The 19,962-nt window shown below is 68.9% G+C and carries 19 protein-coding genes; 12 read left to right on the top strand and 7 right to left on the bottom strand.

Annotation, left to right across the window (positions count from 1 at the left end):
* Positions 1–11: 11 nt before the first annotated feature.
* From ACFVBH_RS39380 to ACFVBH_RS39360, 5 genes are read right to left on the bottom strand one after another with little or no spacing between them, the layout of a single operon-like run.
* A complete protein-coding gene (locus ACFVBH_RS39380; protein ID WP_379011469.1) occupies positions 12–1,025 on the bottom strand; it encodes a sirohydrochlorin chelatase in 1,014 nt (337 codons plus the stop codon).
* A 1-nt stretch (position 1,026) separates the two neighbouring features.
* Complete coding sequence (locus ACFVBH_RS39375; RefSeq protein WP_379011464.1) at positions 1,027–2,325, bottom strand: sulfate adenylyltransferase subunit 1; 1,299 nt, start codon at positions 2,323–2,325, stop codon at positions 1,027–1,029.
* A complete protein-coding gene (gene cysD / locus ACFVBH_RS39370; protein WP_354986017.1) occupies positions 2,325–3,251 on the bottom strand; it encodes a sulfate adenylyltransferase subunit CysD in 927 nt (308 codons plus the stop codon). Before cysD ends, ACFVBH_RS39375 begins: the two co-directional genes overlap by 1 nt.
* Entirely contained in the window at positions 3,230–3,940 is a 711-nt protein-coding gene (locus tag ACFVBH_RS39365; RefSeq protein WP_379011455.1) for a phosphoadenylyl-sulfate reductase, read from the bottom strand. Before ACFVBH_RS39365 ends, cysD begins: the two co-directional genes overlap by 22 nt.
* Positions 3,941–3,955: 15 nt before the next feature.
* A complete protein-coding gene (locus ACFVBH_RS39360) occupies positions 3,956–5,764 on the bottom strand; it encodes a nitrite/sulfite reductase (protein WP_354986019.1) in 1,809 nt (602 codons plus the stop codon).
* Between the two features lie 389 nt (positions 5,765–6,153).
* Between ACFVBH_RS39360 and ACFVBH_RS39355 the strand changes: the two genes are divergently transcribed.
* Positions 6,154–6,561 carry an SgcJ/EcaC family oxidoreductase gene (locus ACFVBH_RS39355; protein ID WP_379011448.1) on the top strand — a complete coding sequence of 136 codons (408 nt, stop codon included), beginning with the start codon at positions 6,154–6,156 and terminating at the stop codon, positions 6,559–6,561.
* Here the strand turns inward: ACFVBH_RS39355 and ACFVBH_RS39350 are convergent.
* Positions 6,520–7,422, bottom strand: a complete 903-nt coding sequence (locus ACFVBH_RS39350) for an immunity 49 family protein (protein WP_379011445.1) — start codon at positions 7,420–7,422, stop codon at positions 6,520–6,522. The genes ACFVBH_RS39355 and ACFVBH_RS39350 overlap by 42 nt on opposite strands.
* Positions 7,412–8,011, bottom strand: coding sequence for a VanZ family protein (locus ACFVBH_RS39345; protein ID WP_379011439.1), 600 nt, complete (start codon positions 8,009–8,011; stop codon positions 7,412–7,414). Before ACFVBH_RS39345 ends, ACFVBH_RS39350 begins: the two co-directional genes overlap by 11 nt.
* A gap of 702 nt (positions 8,012–8,713) precedes the next feature.
* Here ACFVBH_RS39345 and hemW point away from each other — a divergent pair.
* The 11 genes from hemW to era all read left to right on the top strand — a co-directional run bounded on the left by hemW (position 8,714) and on the right by era (position 19,962).
* Positions 8,714–9,874, top strand: a complete 1,161-nt coding sequence (hemW, locus tag ACFVBH_RS39340) for a radical SAM family heme chaperone HemW (RefSeq protein WP_379012134.1) — start codon at positions 8,714–8,716, stop codon at positions 9,872–9,874.
* A 182-nt stretch (positions 9,875–10,056) separates the two neighbouring features.
* Positions 10,057–11,253, top strand: a complete 1,197-nt coding sequence (locus tag ACFVBH_RS39335) for an epoxide hydrolase family protein (protein ID WP_379011435.1) — start codon at positions 10,057–10,059, stop codon at positions 11,251–11,253.
* Between the two features lie 145 nt (positions 11,254–11,398).
* On the top strand, positions 11,399–11,986 hold the full coding sequence (locus ACFVBH_RS39330; protein ID WP_354986024.1) for a thioredoxin family protein: 588 nt from the start codon (positions 11,399–11,401) through the stop codon (positions 11,984–11,986).
* Between the two features lie 316 nt (positions 11,987–12,302).
* The gene (gene hrcA / locus ACFVBH_RS39325) at positions 12,303–13,343 is read left to right on the top strand and encodes a heat-inducible transcriptional repressor HrcA (RefSeq protein WP_354986025.1); all 1,041 of its coding nucleotides are present in this window, start codon (positions 12,303–12,305) and stop codon (positions 13,341–13,343) included.
* Between the two features lie 55 nt (positions 13,344–13,398).
* A complete protein-coding gene (gene dnaJ / locus ACFVBH_RS39320; RefSeq protein WP_354986026.1) occupies positions 13,399–14,553 on the top strand; it encodes a molecular chaperone DnaJ in 1,155 nt (384 codons plus the stop codon).
* A gap of 4 nt (positions 14,554–14,557) precedes the next feature.
* Complete coding sequence (locus tag ACFVBH_RS39315) at positions 14,558–15,298, top strand: 16S rRNA (uracil(1498)-N(3))-methyltransferase (RefSeq protein WP_379011422.1); 741 nt, start codon at positions 14,558–14,560, stop codon at positions 15,296–15,298.
* Positions 15,299–15,584: 286 nt separating this feature from the next.
* Entirely contained in the window at positions 15,585–16,652 is a 1,068-nt protein-coding gene (locus ACFVBH_RS39310) for a PhoH family protein (RefSeq protein WP_354986028.1), read from the top strand.
* A 22-nt stretch (positions 16,653–16,674) separates the two neighbouring features.
* Positions 16,675–17,229, top strand: a complete 555-nt coding sequence (gene ybeY, locus ACFVBH_RS39305) for an rRNA maturation RNase YbeY (RefSeq protein WP_354986029.1) — start codon at positions 16,675–16,677, stop codon at positions 17,227–17,229.
* On the top strand, positions 17,226–18,611 hold the full coding sequence (locus ACFVBH_RS39300) for a hemolysin family protein (RefSeq protein ID WP_379011413.1): 1,386 nt from the start codon (positions 17,226–17,228) through the stop codon (positions 18,609–18,611). The genes ybeY and ACFVBH_RS39300 overlap by 4 nt, the downstream gene beginning before the upstream one ends.
* The gene (locus ACFVBH_RS39295; RefSeq protein WP_354986031.1) at positions 18,608–19,018 is read left to right on the top strand and encodes a cytidine deaminase; all 411 of its coding nucleotides are present in this window, start codon (positions 18,608–18,610) and stop codon (positions 19,016–19,018) included. The genes ACFVBH_RS39300 and ACFVBH_RS39295 overlap by 4 nt, the downstream gene beginning before the upstream one ends.
* Positions 19,015–19,962 (top strand): GTPase Era, encoded by a 948-nt coding sequence (gene era / locus ACFVBH_RS39290; RefSeq protein WP_379011405.1) that lies wholly within the window; start codon positions 19,015–19,017, stop codon positions 19,960–19,962. Before ACFVBH_RS39295 ends, era begins: the two co-directional genes overlap by 4 nt.

Raw genomic sequence — 19,962 nt, 5'->3', positions numbered from 1 at the left:
TCGGCGCCGAATCAGGCCGAGCGGGTGAGGGTGGCGTGCGCCGCCGCGTGATAGCGGTCCCAGACCAGCTCCGGCAGCGCCGAGTGCGCGCCGATCACGGACGCGTGAGTGACGTCCGGGGCCGCGTCCAGGAGGCGGTCGGTCAGCAGGCCGGGGGCCAGGAACCAGGGGGCCACCAGGACCTCGGACGCGCCTCGGGCGCGGAGGGCGGCCACCGCCTCGGTCACCGTGGGTTCGGTTGTGGCGAAGCAGATCTCGGTATCCCAGCCGGTGAGCGCGCCGAGGCGACGAGCCACCTCGGCGGTGCGGGCGTTGGCCGCGGCCGAGGACGAGCCGACCGCCGCCACCGCGATGCCGATGCGGGAAGCCGGCCGGTCGTGGCGGGGGAGAGCACTGGCGATCGACGCGGGATGGGCCGCGTCCGTGCCGAATTCGTGGGACAGCCCGTATTCGGTGGCGGTTGCGCCGGAGTGCCGGTACCCGCGGGGCGTCGCGCGGTGGATGGCGCTCGCCGAATCGTGCCGGCCGGTGATCCGCTCGAGCACGCGGTCGCGCAGGGCGGCGATCAGGCGCTGAGCCGGGCCGAGCACCTCCGCCTGCGTGAGGGCCAACCGGGGATGCCGGGTACCGGCCCGGTCCAGCAGTTCCGGGAGATCCACGCGCGCGTGGAAGGCGCTGCCCAGCAGCAGCGGGACCACGATCGCGTGGGAATGACCCGCGGCGGCGATGTCGTCCACGACCTCGTCGACCGACGGCGTGCTCAGATCGAGAAAGGCCAGGCGCACATCGAGATCCGGGCGAGCGGCGGCCACGCGTTCCACCACCGCGCGCATCGTCGCGGCCGAACGGGGGTCGCGGCTGCCGTGCGCGACCGCGATCAGCGCCGGGCGGGAGCCGCCGATCGGAAGCACCGAGCGGGGCGGGCAGCCGACCGTCCCGGCATTCACGCCGATCGCGAAAGCGTTGCGGCGCAGGGCGACCGGCAGCGAGGCGGTCGACAACGCTCCGCTGCCGGGGGAACTCATGTCAGAGTCCGACTTCCGTGCCGACCTCGACCGCGGTCAGGGCGTCGCCGACCAGGCCCGCGGCCAGGGTGTTGCCGCCCGCCGGATCGATCAGCAGGAAGCTGCCGGTGTAGCGGTTGACGCTGTAGTCGTCGGCCGCGATCGGCTCGGCCACGCGGACCGAGATCCGGCCGATGTCGTTGAGCGCCAGCGACTCCGGGTTCGGATCCGCCGCCAGGTTCTGCTCGTCGAAACGCTCGATGAGCGCGCCGACGATCGCCTGCGTGGTGCGTGCGCCGTGCTTGAGCAGCAGGCGGGCGCCCGGGCGCAGCGGCTTGTCGCCCAGCCAGCACACCGTCGCGTCGAAGGAATCGACCGGTTCGGGGGCGTCGGCGGCGGCCACGATGGTGTCACCGCGCGAGACGTCCACGTAATTGGCCAGGATCAGCGTGACGCTGCGTCCGGGCTGCGCGGAAGCCAATTCCCCATTGGGGGTGTCGATCCGCTCGACGGTGGTGCGGGTGCCCGAGGGCAGCACGATGACCTCGTCGCCCGTGCGCACGGTGCCCGCCGCCACCTGACCGGCATAGCCGCGGTAGTCCGGGTACTCGGCGGTGCGCGGGCGGATCACGTACTGCACGGGGAAACGCAGGCCGACCTCGTGCCGGGTGCTGTCCGCGTCCACCGGCACCGACTCCAGGTGCTCGATGAGCGAGGGCCCGTCGTAGTACGGGGTGTTCGCCGAGCGCGAGGCGACATTGTCGCCGTGCAGCGCGGACACCGGAATCTCCACCACATCCTCGGCGTCCCAGCCGAGTTTGGCCGTCAGCTCCGAGAATTCGGCGACGATCTGCTTGTACACGCCGGCCGGATCATCGACCAGGTCGATCTTGTTCACCGCGAGGACCAGCTTCGGCACACCCAGCAGCGCCATCACCGCGGCGTGGCGGCGGGTCTGCTCGATGACGCCCTTGCGAGCGTCGACCAGCAGGATGACCAGCTGCGCGGTGGACGCGCCGGACACCGTGTTCCGGGTGTACTGCACGTGCCCCGGGGTGTCGGCGAGCACGAAAGACCGTGCGGGCGTGGCGAAGTAGCGGTACGCCACGTCGATGGTGATGCCCTGCTCACGCTCGGCGCGCAGACCGTCGACCAGCAGCGACAGGTCCGGGGTCGACAGACCCTTGTCGACCGAGGCGCGGGTGACCGCGTCGATCTGGTCCGCGAGAACGGATTTCGTGTCGTAGAGCAGGCGTCCGACCAGGGTGGACTTCCCGTCGTCGACCGATCCGGCAGTCGCCAGTCGCAATAGGTCGGACATCAGAAGTAACCCTCTCGCTTGCGGTCTTCCATGGCGGCCTCGGAGACACGATCGTCTCCACGGGTCGCGCCACGCTCGGTGAGCCGGGAGGCCGCCACCTCGGCGAGAATCGCCTCGTTGTCGGCCGCGTCGGAAATGATTGCGCCGGTGGTGGATCCGTCGCCGACGGTGCGGTAGCGCACCGACTTGACCGACAGCTCCTCACCCTCGGCCGGACCGCCCCACACGCCGGGGGTCATCCACATGCCGTCGCGCTGGTACACCGGGCGCTCGTGGGCGTAGTAGATCGAGGCCAGCTCGATGTCCTCGCGGGCGATGTAGCGCCAGATGTCCAGCTCGGTCCAGTTGGAGATCGGGAACACGCGCACGTGCTCGCCCGGCGCGTGCCGGCCGTTGTACAGGTTCCACAGTTCGGGCCGCTGCCGCTTGGGATCCCAGCGACCGAACGCGTCACGCAGGGAGAAGATCCGCTCCTTGGCGCGCGAGCGCTCCTCGTCGCGGCGGCCGCCACCGAACACCGCGTCGAAGCGGTGCTCGTTGATGGCGTCCAGCAGCGGCACGGTCTGCAGCGGATTGCGGATGCCGTCCGGGCGCTCGGTGAGCCGCCCGTCGGCCAGGTAGTCCTCCACGGACGCGACATGCAGTCGCAGGCCGTACTTCTCGACCACGTGGTCGCGGAACGCCAGCACCTCGGGCAGGTTGTGCCCGGTGTCGACGTGTAGCAGCGCGAACGGCAGCGGCGCGGGCCAGAAGGCCTTGAGCGCCAGGTGCAGCAGGACGGTCGAGTCCTTGCCACCGGAGAACAGGATCACCGGTCGCTCGAACTCACCCGCCACCTCGCGGAAGATATGGATCGATTCGCTCTCGAGCGCGGCGAGAGTATCGAATTCGGTCACGGTAGAAGTCATGAGGCGTGCAACCCGCATTCGGTCTTGGCGAGGCCGGCCCAGCGGCCGCTTCGCGGATCGGATCCCGGTTCCGGCTTCCGTGTGCACGGGGCGCAACCGATGGACGGATATCCCTCCTCCACAAGGGGATTGACGAGGATGCCGTTGGCTTCGATGTACTCGGCCATCTCTTCGTCGGACCAGGCGGCGATCGGGTTGATCTTCACCAGCCCGAAGCCCTCGTCATAGGAGATCAGTGGCGCGTTGGCGCGCGTCGGGGCCTCCACACGGCGGATGCCGGTGACCCAGGCGTTGTAGGGCGCCAGCGAACGAGTCAGCGGCACCACCTTGCGCAGCCGGCAGCATTCGGCGGCGTCACGGGCGAACAGATCCTTGCCCAGCAGCTGATCCTGTTCGGCCACGGTCTGTTCGGGTTCGACGTTCACCACGTTCACCCCGTAGACCATCTCGACCGCGTCGCGGGTGCCGATGGTCTCGGCGAAGTGGTAACCGGTCTCCAGGAACAGCACGTCCACACCCGGATGCACCTGCGCGGCAAGCTGAACCAGCACCGCGTCCTGCATGTTGGAGGCCACGATGTAGTTGGATCCGAAGTTCTCCTCGGTCCACTGCAGCAGCTGCTCGGCGGTCGCGTTCGGCCCGAGATCGGCCGCGCCCTTCTCCGCCAGTGCGCGCAGGTCGGTTTCGGCGAGTTTGGTCGTCGTCATTGCTGTCTCCTCCAACTACCGCAGATCCGCTTCGTCGGCGCGGACCGCCCACACCGCGAAACGCTCACCCTCGTCCCGGTTCTTGACGAAGTTGCGCGTCACACGCTCGATGTAGTCACCGAGCTCGACGCTGGTCACCTTGTGCTGGCGCAGCTTTCGGCCGAAGCCGGAATCGAGCCCGAGACTGCCTCCGAGGTGAACCTGGAAGCCCTCGATCTGATTCCCCTCGCCGTCGTCGACGAGCATGCCCTTGAAGCCGATATCGGCGATCTGCGAGCGGCCGCAGGAGTTGGGGCAGCCGTTGATGTTCACGGTGATGGGCACGTCGATGCTGGCGTTGATGTCGGCCATGCGCTGCTCCAGCTCGGGAGCCAGCACCTGGGACCGCTTGCGCGTCTCGGTGAAGGACAGCTTGCAGAACTCGATACCGCTGCACGCCAGCAGGTTCCGGCGCCACTGCGACGGACGCCCGTGCAGGCCCAGCGGCTTCAGCTCGTCGATGAGCCAGTCGACCTTGTCGTCCGGCACGTCCAGCACGATGAGCTTCTGGTACGGGGTGAACCGGATGCGGTCCGAGCCGATCGATTCCACGATGTCGGCGACCTTGCTCAGGATGGTGCCCGAGACGCGGCCGGCGATGGGGGAGAAGCCGATGGCGTTCAAGCCGTTACGCAGCTTCTGCACGCCGATGTGGTCGATGGGGCGATCCGGCTTGGCGGGCGCGGGACCGTCGATCAGCTTGCGCTTCAGGTACTCGGTCTCGAGAACCTCGCGGAACTTCTCGACGCCCCAGTCCTTGACCAGGAACTTGATGCGCGCCTTGGTGCGCAGGCGGCGGTACCCGTAGTCGCGGTACAGCGAGACCACGGCCTCCCACACATCCGGCACCTCGGCCAGCGGCACCCATGCGCCGAGTCGCTGGGCGAGCATCGGATTGGTGGACAGGCCGCCGCCGACCCAGAGATCCAGGCCCGGACCGTGTTCCGGATGCTCGACGCCGACGAAGGCGACGTCGTTGATCTCGTGCACCACGTCCTGCTGACCGGAGATGGCGGTCTTGAACTTGCGCGGCAGGTTGGAGTACTCCTTCTTGCCGATGTAGCGCTTGACGATCTCGTCGATGGCCGGGGTCGGGTCCAGGATCTCGCCGAAGGACTCACCCGCGAGCGGGGAGCCCAGCACCACGCGCGGGCAGTCGCCGCACGCCTCGGTGGTCTGCAGGCCGACCTCTTCCAGGCGTCGCCAGATCTCCGGCACGTCCTCGATGCGGATCCAGTGGTACTGCACGTTCTCGCGGTCCGAGAGGTCGGCGGTGTCGCGGCCGAACTCGGTGGAGATCTGCCCGAGGGTGCGCAGCTGGCGCACGTTCAGCGCGCCGGCGTCGCAGCGCACGCGCATCATGAAGTACTCGGCCTCGAGCAGGTCGATGTTCTCGTCACCGGTGAAGGTGCCGTCGTAGCCCTGCTCGCGCTGGGTGTACAGACCCCACCAGCGCATGCGGCCGCGCAGGTCGCTCTTGTCGATCGAGGCGAAACCCTGCTTCGAGTAGATGTTCTCGATGCGCGCGCGCACGTTGAGCGGGTTGTCGTCCTTCTTGGACTGCTCGTTCGCGTTGAGCGGCTCGCGGTAGCCCAGGGCCCACTGGCCTTCGGACTTGCGGCGCACCGGCTTTCCCGTGCGTTCACGCGGCGCGACGGGAGCGTCACCGGCCGCGGCGCGGGGACGGTCCGGGCGAACACGACGTTCGGCGGCGGGCCGCTCGGGTCGTGGCGGGCGCGCGGGAGTGACGGAATCGGAACTGTCGGCGTCGGTGCTCGACGTCATAGGGGTCGCTCCTGAAGATCTTGCGGGCAGGCGAGAGGGGCTGACTCACGCCTCCGATATCAGCGAACCGGGGAGTTCGACGCTGTAAACCTGGCGTCGGATCCGGGGAGAGGGGAGCTGATCTACCGGAGGCTTCCGGCCAGACAGCTCGCGCTGCAGACACGCTTGAAGTCGACATGGCGACGTGCCACGAGTCGTACCCCAAGTCCGGTCATGGAGCTTATTGTGCCATGTCAGATGGGTTGTTCCGACCGACGGCCGATATTTTCCGGACTTTCGAGGGAAATCCCCTGGATAGCGGACCCCATTTGTGACAGGTGTCATAGATCGACGCTGAAACGATCTTGGACAGTTGACCTTAACCCTACTCGAGGTTCCACGATGGACACATGACCACGTCAGAACTCGATACCGCGGCCGAACTCGAAGCCATCCACGCCGTCGTCGCGGTGGTCGATGCCGCACAGCGCGCGGAGGACACCGACGCCTTCCTGAACCTGTTCCATCCCGATGCCATCTGGACCACCGGCGCGGGCAAATTCCTGAACGGGCGCGAGGAGATCTCCACGTTCACGCGCGCGGTGCTGCCGGGCTCGACCAAGGCCGGCTACGCGACCTACGAGGTGTTCTTCGTGCGCTTCATCCGGCCCGACGTGGCGGCGGTCAAGGTGCGCCAGCGGTACTTCAACCTCGACGGCGAGGTCGAGGCCGAGGGCACCCCGCTCTACGGGATGACCAAAGAAGACGGGCGCTGGCTACTCACCTTCTGCCAGAACACCCCGATCGCCGACCACTGACCGGGTCTGCGAGGCCGTCGCGGCGAAGGTCGCGACGGCCGTGGACAGTTCGCCCAGCCAGTGTGGCCGGTGCACGAAACCGGTTGGCAGGTACTCGGATTCGACTTCGACGCGCAGGCCCCGGTCGTGGGCCCAGCAGGCCAGGCCGAGCAGCGGCAGGGCGATCACGCCCTCCGGGTCCGTAGACCACGGTTCCTGCTCGAAGAACGTCCTGTGCAGGCGCAGCGCGTTGGCCAGTGACCACGTGAAACCGTCCTGATCCCCGCTCGCGAGGCGGGCGAAGACCTCGATGCTCGGGCGCAGCAGCAGATCCACCGGGCGCTGTGCGCCGACCCGGCTCGTCGCCTCGAGGGCGAAGGCGCGGTCGGCGACATATTCCGGGCCGTGCACCCTGGCGGTCTGGAGCAGTTCGGCCCAGTCGTACTGGAAGTCGTCGAAGTCGGTCCCGCCTGTGGCGCGCAGCCGCTCGACCGGGTACGCGGTCAACTCGCGCAGAACCTGCTCGTCGCGGGCGATCAGCGCCCACCAGAACGCGGCCCGCCAGCCCGGCACCCGGTCGAATCTGTCGAAGCCCGCGGTGATGCCCTGCTCCCGGAAACGCGAGGTCAGTGTGGTCATCGTGAGCCGGGCGAGATCCAGCGTCGGCAGCTGCGCCGCGGCCGGATCCCACACCAGCGCCCGCGCGAACATCACCCCGCAGAAGGTGCGCGGGAAATTCGGCCCGTCCGGCCGGACCTTCGGCATCGGGATCTCGTAGACGATCGGCGCCACCGATCCCGCGTCCACCACCGCGATGGCGTCGCCGTCGATCGCGTGCCTGGGCACCGCCTCGAAGCCCGTCGCGTCCGAGTCATCCCGCATTCGATCCCCCTGTAGCCCAGCCCATCCGGAGCATGACCCGCGTACTGTACGACCGCCCCGCCACCCGCCGCGACTCGTGCAACCGTGCCAGCGCCGCTCCGATCCCCGCGCCCGCCGCGTTCATCAGCACGTCGTCCACCGACGAGTACCGGCCCAGATCCAGTGCATACTGGGCGATTTCCAGCCCGAGCGACAGCGCGGCCCCCGTCGCGAACATCCGCCCCACCCCCGAGAACCACGGAAACCGCAGCGGCAACAGCAATCCCAGCGGAACGAAGACCGCGAGGTTGGCGCTGACCTGCACGAAGCTGTTGAACGATCCCTCCGAGACGGTCTGCGCCAGGTCCACCAACGGCACCCAGTTCACGCCCCGCTCACCCCCGTCCAGCGGGGTGAGAATCATCCACACCCACGGCAGGGTCCCCACCACGATCCCCACCTCGGCCCACCCCCACCGCCGCGCCCGCTCGCGCGCCACTCCCCGCCGCGTGCGCCACTGAAAAACTCCCCACCCGATCCCGCCCGCCACCGGCGCCAGAATGGCCCACCCGATCAGGACCCCGCCCCATAATTCCCACACGCGCTGCACCCGGCCGACGCTATTGCCTACCGGCCCGCGGTTTCCACCACGGAACGGGGGAGATCCCGTGGAGAGATTGTGTGGCTGTGAACCGTGGCCGCCGCGCCGCCATTACGAACGCGGCGCTGCGGCGCTCTCGTCGGCTCGTCTCGCGGCCGTTCGGCGCCGCGTGCTTGGTGCTCCGGTTGCGCCGTATACAAATTCGATTCGCGGGGGAAGGAGGTGCACGACCACCTTGTCTCCAGGCCGTGCGCTGTGCTTAGTGATAGCCGGCCACACCAAGGCGTAAACGAAGGTCAGGACCGCGATCAGGAATACCAGGAGTGCCCACGCCGAGACGCCGGACAGGACTGTCCACACGATGAACCCGTTCCGCAGCCGGTCCGGGACCGGTGCCGAGTCGAATCAACATCGAGTGGAACGAGCAAGCTCGCGAGCCGGTCGTTCCGGAGCAGTGCGTTGCGGCACCCCACCGACCGGGCTGACTGGGCGTCCAGTTGAAGGTGCTTGGTGACCACTCCTCAGCAAGAAGCCAGGCGTTGGCCAGTGTCGTGGCCGACCTGGCTTCCGGACAGGGCTTCCAACCGGTGGTCTGTCGGCTGTCGGTCCGCGTGCGGTGTGATGTGGGCCTCCGGTCACACTGGTGGGGTGACGTCTTCCGTGAGTTCGAGCAGCGTGGCGGGGCCGGCCGTGGGGGAGCGGGCCGAGCCGGTGCTCGGGGACTTCGGGGGCGGGGCGTTCGGGATCTACATCCATGTGCCGTTCTGTGCCACGCGGTGCGGGTACTGCGACTTCAACACCTATACGGCGGGGGAGTTGGGGACCTCGGCCTCGCCGGAGTCGTGGTTCGAGGCGTTGCGGGGGGAATTGGCCGTTGCCGCAGCGCGATTCGACGCGCTGCCGAGTGATACGCCGGAAGTCGAGACCATCTTCGTCGGCGGGGGGACGCCGTCGCTGCTGGGCGGGGACGGGCTCGCGAACGTGCTCACCGCCGTGCGGGCCAACTTCACCCTGGCCGCCGACGCCGAGGTGACCACCGAATCGAACCCGGAATCCACCTCGCCGGAATTCTTCGAGCGGCTGCTGGCGGGTGGATTCACGCGGATCTCGCTCGGCATGCAGTCCGCGGCCGCGCACGTGCTGAAGGTGCTCGACCGCACCCACACCCCGGGCCGCGCCGTGGCCGCCGCGCGGGAAGCTCGCGCCGCCGGGTTCGAGCACGTGAACCTGGACCTCATCTACGGCACGCCGGGCGAGCGCGACAGCGACCTCGACGCCAGCCTCGACGCCGTCCTGGCCGCCGGCGTCGACCACGTCTCGGCCTATTCGCTCATCGTCGAGGACGGCACCGCGCTGGCCCGCCGAGTCCGCCGCGGCGAACTCCCCGCGCCCGACGACGACATCCTCGCCGCCCGCTACGAACGCATCGACTCCCGCCTCGAAGCCGCGGGCCTGGGCTGGTACGAGGTCTCCAACTGGGCCGCCAACGACCGCGCCCGCTGCCGCCACAACCTCGGCTACTGGGACGGCGGCGACTGGCTCGGCGCGGGCCCGGGCGCGCACAGTCACGTCGGCGGCGTGCGCTGGTGGAACGTCAAACACCCTGCGCGCTACGCGGATCGGGTCGCCACCGGCGGCCTGCCCGCCGCGGGCTGGGAGGCGCTGACCGGCGAAGAGCAATACACCGAACGCGTGATGCTCACCGCCCGCCTGCGCACCGGGCTGCCGCTGGCGGACCTGGACGACGACGGCCGCCGCGCGGCCCAGCGCGTCATCGCCGACGGCCTGGCCGTCACCATCAACGACAACCTGGTCCTCACCGACCGCGGCCGCCTCCTCGCCGACGCCGTGGTCCGCACCCTCCTGACCTGATAGGTCCGCTGCACTCCCTTCGTCCGATCCACGGCGGCGCAAGCTCGCGGGCACGGTCATCCACGACCGCGCACCGAGTGCGGGCAGACCGGCCGCTGCTCCCGCCGCGGTGTGTGGCGCGGGCCCGCCCACGCGCCTCGATACGGTGCGTTCTGGCATCGCCCCCGTGTGCCGCGTCGGCTGTGCGGTATTCGGCCACAGCGGCGTGGGCGCGGGTCTACGCTGACGCCATCGCCATGTTCGACGAGGACTTAGTTCCTTTCCAGGTCGAGATCCCGCCGGCGCAGCTGCGGGATCTGCGGCGGCGACTCGAGGAAACCCGCTGGCCCGCACAGGTTCCCGGGGTCGGGTGGGCGCGCGGGGCGCCGGTGGAGTACCTGCGGGAGTTGGCCGGGTACTGGGCCGGCCGGTTCGACTGGCGGGCCTGGGAGCGGCGGATCAACGCGTACACCCAGTACGTCACCGTCGTGGACGGTGCCCGAATTCACTTCCTGCACATACACTCTCGGCACCCCGGCGCGATTCCGCTGCTGCTGTTGCACGGCTGGCCCGGCACGGTCCTGGAATTCCTCGAGGTCATCGAACCGCTCAGCGATCCACCGGACGGCGAACCGGCCTTCGACCTCGTCATCCCCTCGCACCCGAACTTCGGCTTCTCCGGTCCCGCACCCGACGCGGGCTGGGACAGCCACCGCATCGCCTGCGCCTACGCCGAACTCATGCGCCGCCTGGGCTATCCGCGATACGCCGTGCACGGCGGCGACTTCGGCGCTTTCATCGCACCCGACCTCGGCCGCGTGGACGCCGCCCGCGTGATCGGGGTTCACGTGAACGCCGCCACCCTGGGCTTCATCCCGCACGGCCCGGTCCCCGGCGACATCGTCCCCGCCCTCACCCCCGCGGAACGAAAACGCCTGGCGCACTTGGCCGAATTCCTCTCCGACGGCAGCGGCTACTTCCAGATCCAAGGCACCAGACCACACACCCTCGGCTTCGCCCTCGCCGATTCCCCGGCGGGCCAACTGGCCTGGATGGTCGAGAAGTTCCACGCCTGGACCGGCGGCCCCGGCCCCCTCGAGGTCCGCGTCGACCGCGACCACATGCTCGCCACCGTGGCCACCTACTGGTTCACCAACACCGGCGGCTCCTCGGCTCAGCTCTACTACGAATCCCTGCACTCACCCCACCTGCCGACCCGCTCCACGACCCCCACCGCGGTCGCCAACTTCGCCGGCGACCTGGCGATCCGCCGCTACGCCGAACAGCTCAACACCATCGCCCGCTGGACCGATTACGAGGTGGGCGGCCACTTTCCGGCCATGCAGACCCCCGGCCTACTCGTCACCGACCTGCGCGAGTTCTTCGGCGAGCTGAGCTAGCCGACACCGAGCCGGGCCGGCCGACACCGGACCGGGCTCGCCGGAGCTGCCGGAGCGCGAGCCGCCGGGAGCCCGAGCTAGCGCACAGCCATCCACCCTGACCGGCGGCAGGAGTGAAATCCCGGAGATCGGGCACACTGGCACCATGGCGCTCGAATCGAACATGGACCCGATCGGCACTCCCGCACCGGATTTCGAACTGTCGGCGGTGGACGGCACCAAATACTCGCTGGCCGCCTTCGATGATCATCCGGCGCTGCTCGTGCTGTTCCTGTCGAATCACTGCCCGTACGTGCGGCGTATCGAATACGCGCTCGGCGCGCTCACCGCGGAGTTCCGGGCGCGGGGGCTGGTGACCGTCGGCATCTGTTCGAACGACACCGAGAACTATCCGGACGACGACGCCGCGCATCTGCGCGAGCAGGTGCTGCGGGCCGGATTCGACTTCCCGTACCTGGTGGACGAATCGCAGGAGGTGGCAAAGGCTTTCCGTGCCGCCTGCACGCCGGACCTGTTCCTGTACGACGCGGACCGCAAGCTCGCCTACCGCGGCCGGTTCGACGCGGCCACCCCCGGCAACACCGAGCCCGCCGACGGCGTGGAACTGCGCGCGGCGGTCGAGCTCGTGCTCGCGGGCCAGGCGGTCCCCGAGCCGCACACCCCGAGCCTGGGCTGCGGCATCAAGTGGAAGCCGGGCTCGGGTCCCGAAGCCACCGGCTGGCTGAATCGTTAGGGCAGCCGCCACCGCTGACACCCGGCCGCTGACACCGCGGCCACTGCCACTCGGCCGTCGACACTTCGGCCACCGGCCGGGCTCGCAGCCGCTCATGTCCGGCCCCGGCAAACCGCGTGGACGCGCTCACACGCTCACGCCGTCACCCGGGCCGGGGATCGGCTGCGGGCATCCGGTCGCACGCGCTCGCTGCCGCCCGTACACGGCCCACACCGGGCCTACAGGCAATGTGCCAACGGGCAACTAAACTGAACTGGATTGATCCGGGACGCTCGTGCGTACGGGCAAACCGAACGCGAGCGAGGAGGTGGGCCTTATGTCGACCACGGAACAGCGGCGGCTCGAGGTCCTGCGGGCCATAGTCGCGGACTACATCTCGACCAAGGAACCCATCGGTTCCAAAACCCTGGTCGAACGCCACAATCTCGGTGTCTCCAGCGCGACCGTGCGCAACGACATGGCGGTGCTCGAGGCCGAGGGCTACATCACCCAGCCGCACACCAGCTCCGGGCGCATCCCCACCGACAAGGGCTACCGGCAGTTCGTCGACCACATCTCCGAGGTCAAGCCGCTCTCGAACGCCGAACGCCGGGCCATCATGGAATTCCTGGAGAGTGGCGTCGACCTCGACGACGTGCTGCGCCGGGGCGTGCGCCTGCTGGCCCAGCTCACCCGCCAGGTCGCCATGGTGCAGTACCCGACCGTGTCCGCCTCGACCGTGCGGCACATCGAGGTCGTCGCCTTGAACCCCGCGCGCCTGCTGCTGGTCGTGATCACCGACTCCGGGCGGGTCGATCAGCGCCTGGTCGATCTCGGCAACGTCATCGGCGACGACGACCTGGCCGCCCTGCGCGGCATGCTCGGCAAGGCCATGGAGGGCAAACGCCTCGCGTCGGCCTCGGCCTCGGTGGCCGAATTGCCCGAACACTCCCCGGCTCGCCTGCGCGATGTCCTGATTCGCGTCTCCACCGTCATGGTCGAGACCCTCGTCGAACATCCCGAGGAGCGACTCGTGCTCGGCGGTACCGCGAATCTCACCCGCAATGCGGGAGACTTCGCCGGGAATGGATTCCCGGGTTCGCTGCGTTCGGTTCTGGAGGCCCTCGAAGAGCAGGTGATCGTGCTGAAGCTGCTGGCCGCGTCGCAGCAGCCGGGTACCGTGACCGTGCAGATCGGGGAGGAAACCAAGGTCGAACAGATGCGTGGGACGGCGGTGGTGTCCACCGGCTACGGCATGCCCGGTACCGTTCTGGGAGGTATGGGGGTACTGGGCCCGACGCGCATGGACTACCCGGGGACTATCGCCTCGGTGGCGGCCGTCGCCCGATACATCGGTGAGGTGCTCGCCGAACGGTGAGCTAGCGGATCCCAACGGTGAGCTAGCGGAGACGAAACAGGACTAGAGAGCGCAAGTGGCACGGGACTATTACGCACTGCTCGGCGTCGCACGGAACGCGACCGACCAGGAGATCAAGCGCGCCTACCGCAAGCTGGCACGCGAACTGCATCCCGATATCAATCCGGATCCGGAGGCGCAGGAGAAGTTCCGCGAGGTGTCGACCGCCTACGAGGTGCTGACCGACTCCGAGAAGCGGCGCATCGTCGATCTCGGCGGTGACCCGCTCGACTCCGGCGGCGGCATGGGCGGCGGCTTCTCCGGCGCGGGCTTCGGCGGTCTCGGCGATGTCTTCGAAGCCTTCTTCGGCGGCATGAACCAGGGCGGCAACCCGCGCAAGCCGCGCGGTCGCGTGCAGCCCGGTGCGGATTCGCTGCTGCGCACCCGGCTCTCGCTACAGGAGTGCGCGGTCGGGGTCACCAAGCACCTGACCGTGGACACCGCCATCACCTGCGACCTGTGCCACGGCGCGGGCACCAACGGCAACTCCGCGCCCGTGCGCTGTGAGACCTGCGGCGGCGCCGGCGAGGTGCAGACCGTGCAGCGCTCGTTCCTCGGCCAGGTCATGACCTCGCGGCCGTGCCCCACCTGCCGCGGCGCGGGCGAGACCATCCCGGACCCCTGCCGCAAGTGCGGTGGCGACGGCCGCGTGCGTTCGCGCCGCGAGATCGCCGCCCCGATCCCGGCCGGCGTGGCCAGCGGCATGCGCGTGCGCCTGGCTGCGCAGGGCGAGGTCGGCCCCGGCGGCGGTCCCGCCGGCGACCTCTACATCGAGATCGTGGAACAGCCGCACGACACCTTCGTGCGCGACGGCGACGATCTGCACTGCACCATCCGCGTGCCGATCGTGGACGCGGCGCTGGGCACCACGGTCGTGGTCGACACCATCCTGGACGGCCCGGTAGAGCTGACCATCCCCGCGGGCACCCAGCCCGGCGAGGTGTCGGTGCTGCGCGGGCACGGCATGCCCAAGCTGCGGGCCAACTCGCGCGGCGACCTGATCTCGCACCTGGACATCGTGATCCCGACCAAGCTGGACGCCAAGCAGACCGACCTGCTGCGCAAGTACAAGGGCCTGCGACCCAACGAGCGCACCGAGGTGCTCTCCACGCAGTCCGAGCACAACAGCGGCCTGTTCGCCCGCCTGCGCGCGTCCTTCAGCGGACGCTGATCCCTTGGCCGCCACCGTCTTCTACCTCGACGAGGTGCCGGAGCCCGGCGCGACCGCCGTCCTGGACGGTCCGGAAGGTCGTCACGCGGCGACCGTCCGGCGCATCCGGGTGGGTGAGCCCATCACCCTCTCGGACGGGCACGGCGTCCTCGCCGACTCCGAAGTGGTTGCGGCACAGAAGGACCGGCTCGAGCTGAAGGTCCTCGACCGCCGGGTCGCGGCCCCCGCGACCCCGCAGGTCACGGTCGTGCAGGCGCTGCCCAAGTCCGATCGCTCCGAACTCGCGATCGAGCTCATGACCGAGGCAGGCGCGGACGCGATCGTGCCGTGGCAGGCCGCGCGCTGCGTCTCCAACTGGGAGAACAAGGCGCACAAGGCCGTCGAGAAATGGCGCACCGCCGCCAAACAGGCCGCCCGCCAGTCCCGCCGCGCCTACATCCCCGACGTGGCCGAACTGCACTCGACGCGGCAACTCGTGGAACTGGTGCGCTCGGCCGTCGAACGCGGAGCGGTCGTGGCCGCCCTGCACGAGTCCGGTGCGGGCCGCTTCACCGAACTGCCGTTCGAGGGCGCGGCCGAGGTCGTGCTCATCGTCGGGCCCGAAGGCGGCCTGGACGACTCCGAGATCGCGCAGTTGTCCGAGGCGGGCGCGCGGGCCGTGCTGCTCGGGCCCACGGTGCTGCGGACCTCCACGGCCGCCGCGGTGGCCCTGGGCGCGCTCGGCGCACTCACCCCGCGCTGGTAGCCGCCGCCGGAAACGGCCCGTCGCGGCGATCGCGATCGGCCCGGATCGGAAATCATACTTTCGATGGGGTTTGGGATTTCGCCCTCGGGGAACTACCCGGAAACGGATAACGCCCAGGCCGCAGCGTTGCGGCGGTTGTGCCGCACCCTACGGGTAGCCCCTTATTCACTGGGCGCTGTCGGTTCACGGCGGTAAACTTCCATCAACGAAGTGAGGCTCGAGACCGGGAAGCAGGCTATAGCCACTTTTGAGTACACCAGGCAAAATCGGCGACCAGAACACCCCCGTGTCCAGCGGCGGCGCCGGCGACAACGCATCCGAGCCGGCGAGCCGGACAGTTCGCTCCAGCATTGAATTGGCACCCGAGTCGGTATTCGGTTTCCTGGGTTCGGCCGATGAGAACCTGCGTGAACTCGAACGACTCCTCGACGCCGACATCCATGTGCGCGGCAACACCGTCACCCTCACCGGCCAGCCCGCCGACGTGGCCCTGGCCGAGCGGGTCATCGCGCAGTTGGTGGCGCTCACCGCGCGCAATCGCGGGGTCACCCCGGAAGCCGTGCGGCACACCCACTCCATGCTCACCGAGGGTTCGTCGGACTCGCCGGCGGAGGTGCTGAGCCTGGACATCCTGTCCCGGCGCGGCAAGACCATCCGCCCGAAGACGTTGAACCAGAAGCGCTACGTCGACGCCATCGACGCGAACACCATCGTGTTCGGCGTCGGCCCGGCCGGTACCGGCAAGACGTACCTGGCGATGGCCAAGGCCGTGCAGGCGTTGCAGACCAAGCAGGTCACCCGCATCATCCTGACCCGCCCTGCGGTCGAAGCCGGTGAGCGACTGGGCTTTCTGCCCGGCACGCTCAACGAGAAGATCGATCCGTATCTGCGCCCGCTCTACGACGCGCTGCACGACATGATGGATCCCGAGGCCATTCCCAAGCTGATGGCCGCGGGCGTGATCGAGGTCGCGCCGCTGGCGTACATGCGCGGTCGCAGCCTCAACGACGCGTTCATCATCCTGGACGAGGCGCAGAACACCACCGCCGAGCAGATGAAGATGTTCCTGACCCGGCTCGGGTTCGGATCCAAGATGGTGGTGACCGGCGACGTCAGCCAGGTCGATCTGCCGACCGGCGCGCGCTCGGGTCTGCGGGCCGCGGTGGAGATCCTCACCGATGTCGACGACATCCACGTCGCCACGCTGACCAGCAGCGATGTGGTGCGTCACCGGCTGGTCGCGGAGATCGTCGACGCCTACGACCGGTACGAGAACGACAACCGCCCGCAGGTCGCCCACTACCCGGGCAACCGTGCGCAGCGGCGTGCCGCGAGCCGGGAGGGGCGACACTGAGCTCGGCCGATAGGCTGAGCGGGTGAGTATCGAGATCGCCAACGAATCGGGTATCGAGGTATCCGAAGAAGAACTGATCAGTGTCGCGCGCTTCGCGATCGGTCAGATGGACGTGCACTCGGCAGCCGAGCTGTCGATGGTGCTGGTCGATCTCGACACCATGGCGGACCTGCACATGCGCTGGATGGATCTACCCGGTCCGACCGACGTCATGTCCTTCCCCATGGACGAGCTGGAGCCGGGCGGGCGGCCCGATGCCGCCGAGCCCGGCCCTTCCATGCTCGGCGACATCGTGCTCTGCCCCGAGTTCGCCGCGCAGCAGGCCGAGAAGGCCGGGCACTCCATGGATCACGAACTCGCGCTGCTGACCGTGCACGGCGTGCTCCACCTCCTCGGCTACGACCACGCCGAGCCGGAGGAGGAGAAGGAGATGTTCGCCCTGCAGGGCTCACTCCTCGAGGGCTGGTACGAGAGCGTGCGCGAGGCGCGGATTCGCGAGGAACTCGCCGAGCGGGATCGGCGACTGCTGGGCAAGACCGGGTTCACCGATTCCGGTGATCCGCTGGATCCCGCGTGAATTCTCTCGTTCTACTGCTGCTGGCCGTAGTGCTCGTACCGGCCGGCGGTGTGTTCGCGGCGCTGGATTCGGCGCTGAATACCATTTCCCCGGCGCGCGTGGACGATCTGGTGCGCGCCGATCGCTCCGGCGCGGTCCGGCTGACACGCATCATCGCCGACCGCCCGCGCTATGTGAATCTCATGGTGCTGCTGCGCGTGCTGTGCGAGATCAGCGCCACGGTGCTGCTCGCGGCGGTGCTCATGGACTGGCTGCCCGAGGTGACCGCGCTCGTGGTGACCGCGGCCGTCATGGTGCTGGTCGACTACCTGGTGATCGGGGTCGGGCCGCGCACCCTCGGCCGCCAGCACGCCTATTCGCTGGCGCTGGGCGCTTCGCTGCCGTTGCAGGCCATCGGCACGCTGCTGGGACCGATCGGCCGACTGCTGATTCTGCTCGGCAACGCCATCACCCCCGGTAAGGGATTTCGCAACGGGCCCTTCGCTTCCGAGATCGAGCTGCGCGAAGTGGTCGATCTCGCCGGTGAGCGCGGTGTGGTGGACGACGAAGAGCGCCGGATGATCCAGTCGGTGTTCGAACTCGGCGAGACCCCCGCCCGCGCGGTCATGGTGCCGCGCACCGAGATGGTGTGGATCGAGTCGGATAAGACCGCCGCGCAAGCGATGTCGCTCGCCGTGCGGTCGGGGCACTCGCGAATTCCGGTGGTGGGGGAGAACGTCGACGACATTCTCGGCGTCGTCTACCTCAAAGACCTGGTGCTGTACGCGGATCGGGCCAAGAAGGTGAAGGTCGCGGAGGTCATGCGGCCCGCGGTCTTCATGCCGGATTCCAAGCCGCTGGACGCCCTGCTCGACGAGATGCAGCGCCGCCGCAACCATATGGCGGTGCTGGTGGACGAATACGGCGGCATCGCCGGGCTGGTCACGATCGAGGACGTGCTCGAGGAGATCGTCGGGGAGATCGCCGACGAGTACGACACCGACGAGACCGCGCCGGTGGAGGAGATCGGGCCCGGCAAATACCGTGTCTCGGCGCGACTTCCGGTCGAGGACCTGGGCGACCTGTTCGGCATGGAGATCGAGGACGAGGACGTCGACACCGTCGGCGGCCTGCTCGGTCACGCGCTGGGCAGGGTGCCGCTGCCCGGTTCCAAGGCCGTCATGTACGGATTGCAGTTGCGCGGCGAGGGCGGGGCCGACGCGCGCGGGCGGGTGCGGGTGCACACCGTGGTGGTGCGCCGCGCCGCCGAGCCCGGCGAGAAGTCGCCGGAGTCCGCGGGCGAGAAATCGCCGAACCCGACCGGCGACAAGAGCGCCAAAGCCAAGACCGAAGCGGCCGAACGCAACTCGGACGGTGCGCACGAGGACGGAGTAACCCGATGACGGAACTCGATGCCGAGGACGGCAAACTGCTGACCCTGGCCCGCGGCGCGATGGGACGCACCGGCGGCAGCGGCGGCGCGGCCGTTCGCGATACCGATGGCCGCACCTACGCGGCCGGTGAGGTAGCGCTCGAGAACCTGCGCCTGACCGCTTTGCAGGCCGCGGTGGCGGCCGCGATCTCCAGTGGCGCGGAGGGATTCGAGACGGCCGTGGTGGTGGCGGGGCGGTTCTCCGACGCCGGCGTCGCCGCGCTGCGCGAGGTCTCGCCCGCCACGCGGGTGGTGTTCACCGATGCCAAGGGCGCGGTGTACGAGATCATCGAATCCCCGGTCGAGGGCGACCCGGCCACCCGGCCCGGCATTCCGGCGGGCTTCGATCTGGAAACCGAGTCGGAGGTGTTCGAGTGAGTAGCGACAAGAAGGGCGAATTCCGTTCGGGCTTCGTCTGTTTCGTAGGGCGGCCCAACACCGGCAAGTCCACGCTCACCAATGCCCTGGTGGGGCAGAAGATCGCGATCACGTCCTCGCGGCCGCAGACCACCCGGCACACCATCCGCGGCATCGTGCATCGCGAGCACACGCAGCTGATCCTGGTGGACACCCCAGGGCTGCACCGGCCGCGCACGCTGCTGGGCCAGCGGCTCAACGACCTGGTGCGCGACACCTATTCCGAGGTCGACGTCATCGCCATCTGCATTCCGGCGGACGAGAAGATCGGGCCCGGTGATCGCTGGATCGTCGAGCAGATCAAGACCATGGCGCCCAAGACCACCGTCATCGGCGTGGTCACCAAGATCGACAAGGTGAGCCGGGACGCCATCGCGCATCAGCTCATGGCGGTGTCCGAGCTGCTCGGGCCCGAGGCCGAGATCGTGCCGGTGTCCGCGGTCAAGGGTGAGCAGGTCGAGATCCTGGTCGACGTTATCGCCTCGAAAATGCCCGAGGGACCGGCTTTCTACCCGGACGGCGAGCTGACCGACGAGCCGGAGGAAACCCTCATGGCCGAGCTCATCCGCGAGGCCGCGCTCGAGGGGCTGGACAACGAGCTCCCGCATTCGCTCGCGGTGGTGATCGAGGACATCCTCGACCGCGAGGAGAACGAGGACACCGAGGCCGACGGCAAGCGCACGCACGAGGGCATGCTCGACGTACACGCCCTGCTCTACGTGGAACGCCCCAGCCAGAAGGCGATCATCATCGGCAAGGGCGGGGCCCGCCTCAAAGAGGTCGGCACCAACGCCCGCAAGCAGATCGAACACATCCTCGGCACCCGGATCTACCTCCACCTGCACGTGAAGGTGGCCAAGGATTGGCAGCGCGACCCGAAACAGCTGGGGCGCCTGGGGTTCTGA

Origin of the sequence: Nocardia sp. NPDC057668, assembly GCF_042799795.1 — a bacterium.
GTDB lineage: Bacteria > Actinomycetota > Actinomycetes > Mycobacteriales > Mycobacteriaceae > Nocardia.
Note: the sequence above shows the minus strand (reverse complement) of the source record. Positions and strands in the feature narration are given on the sequence as shown.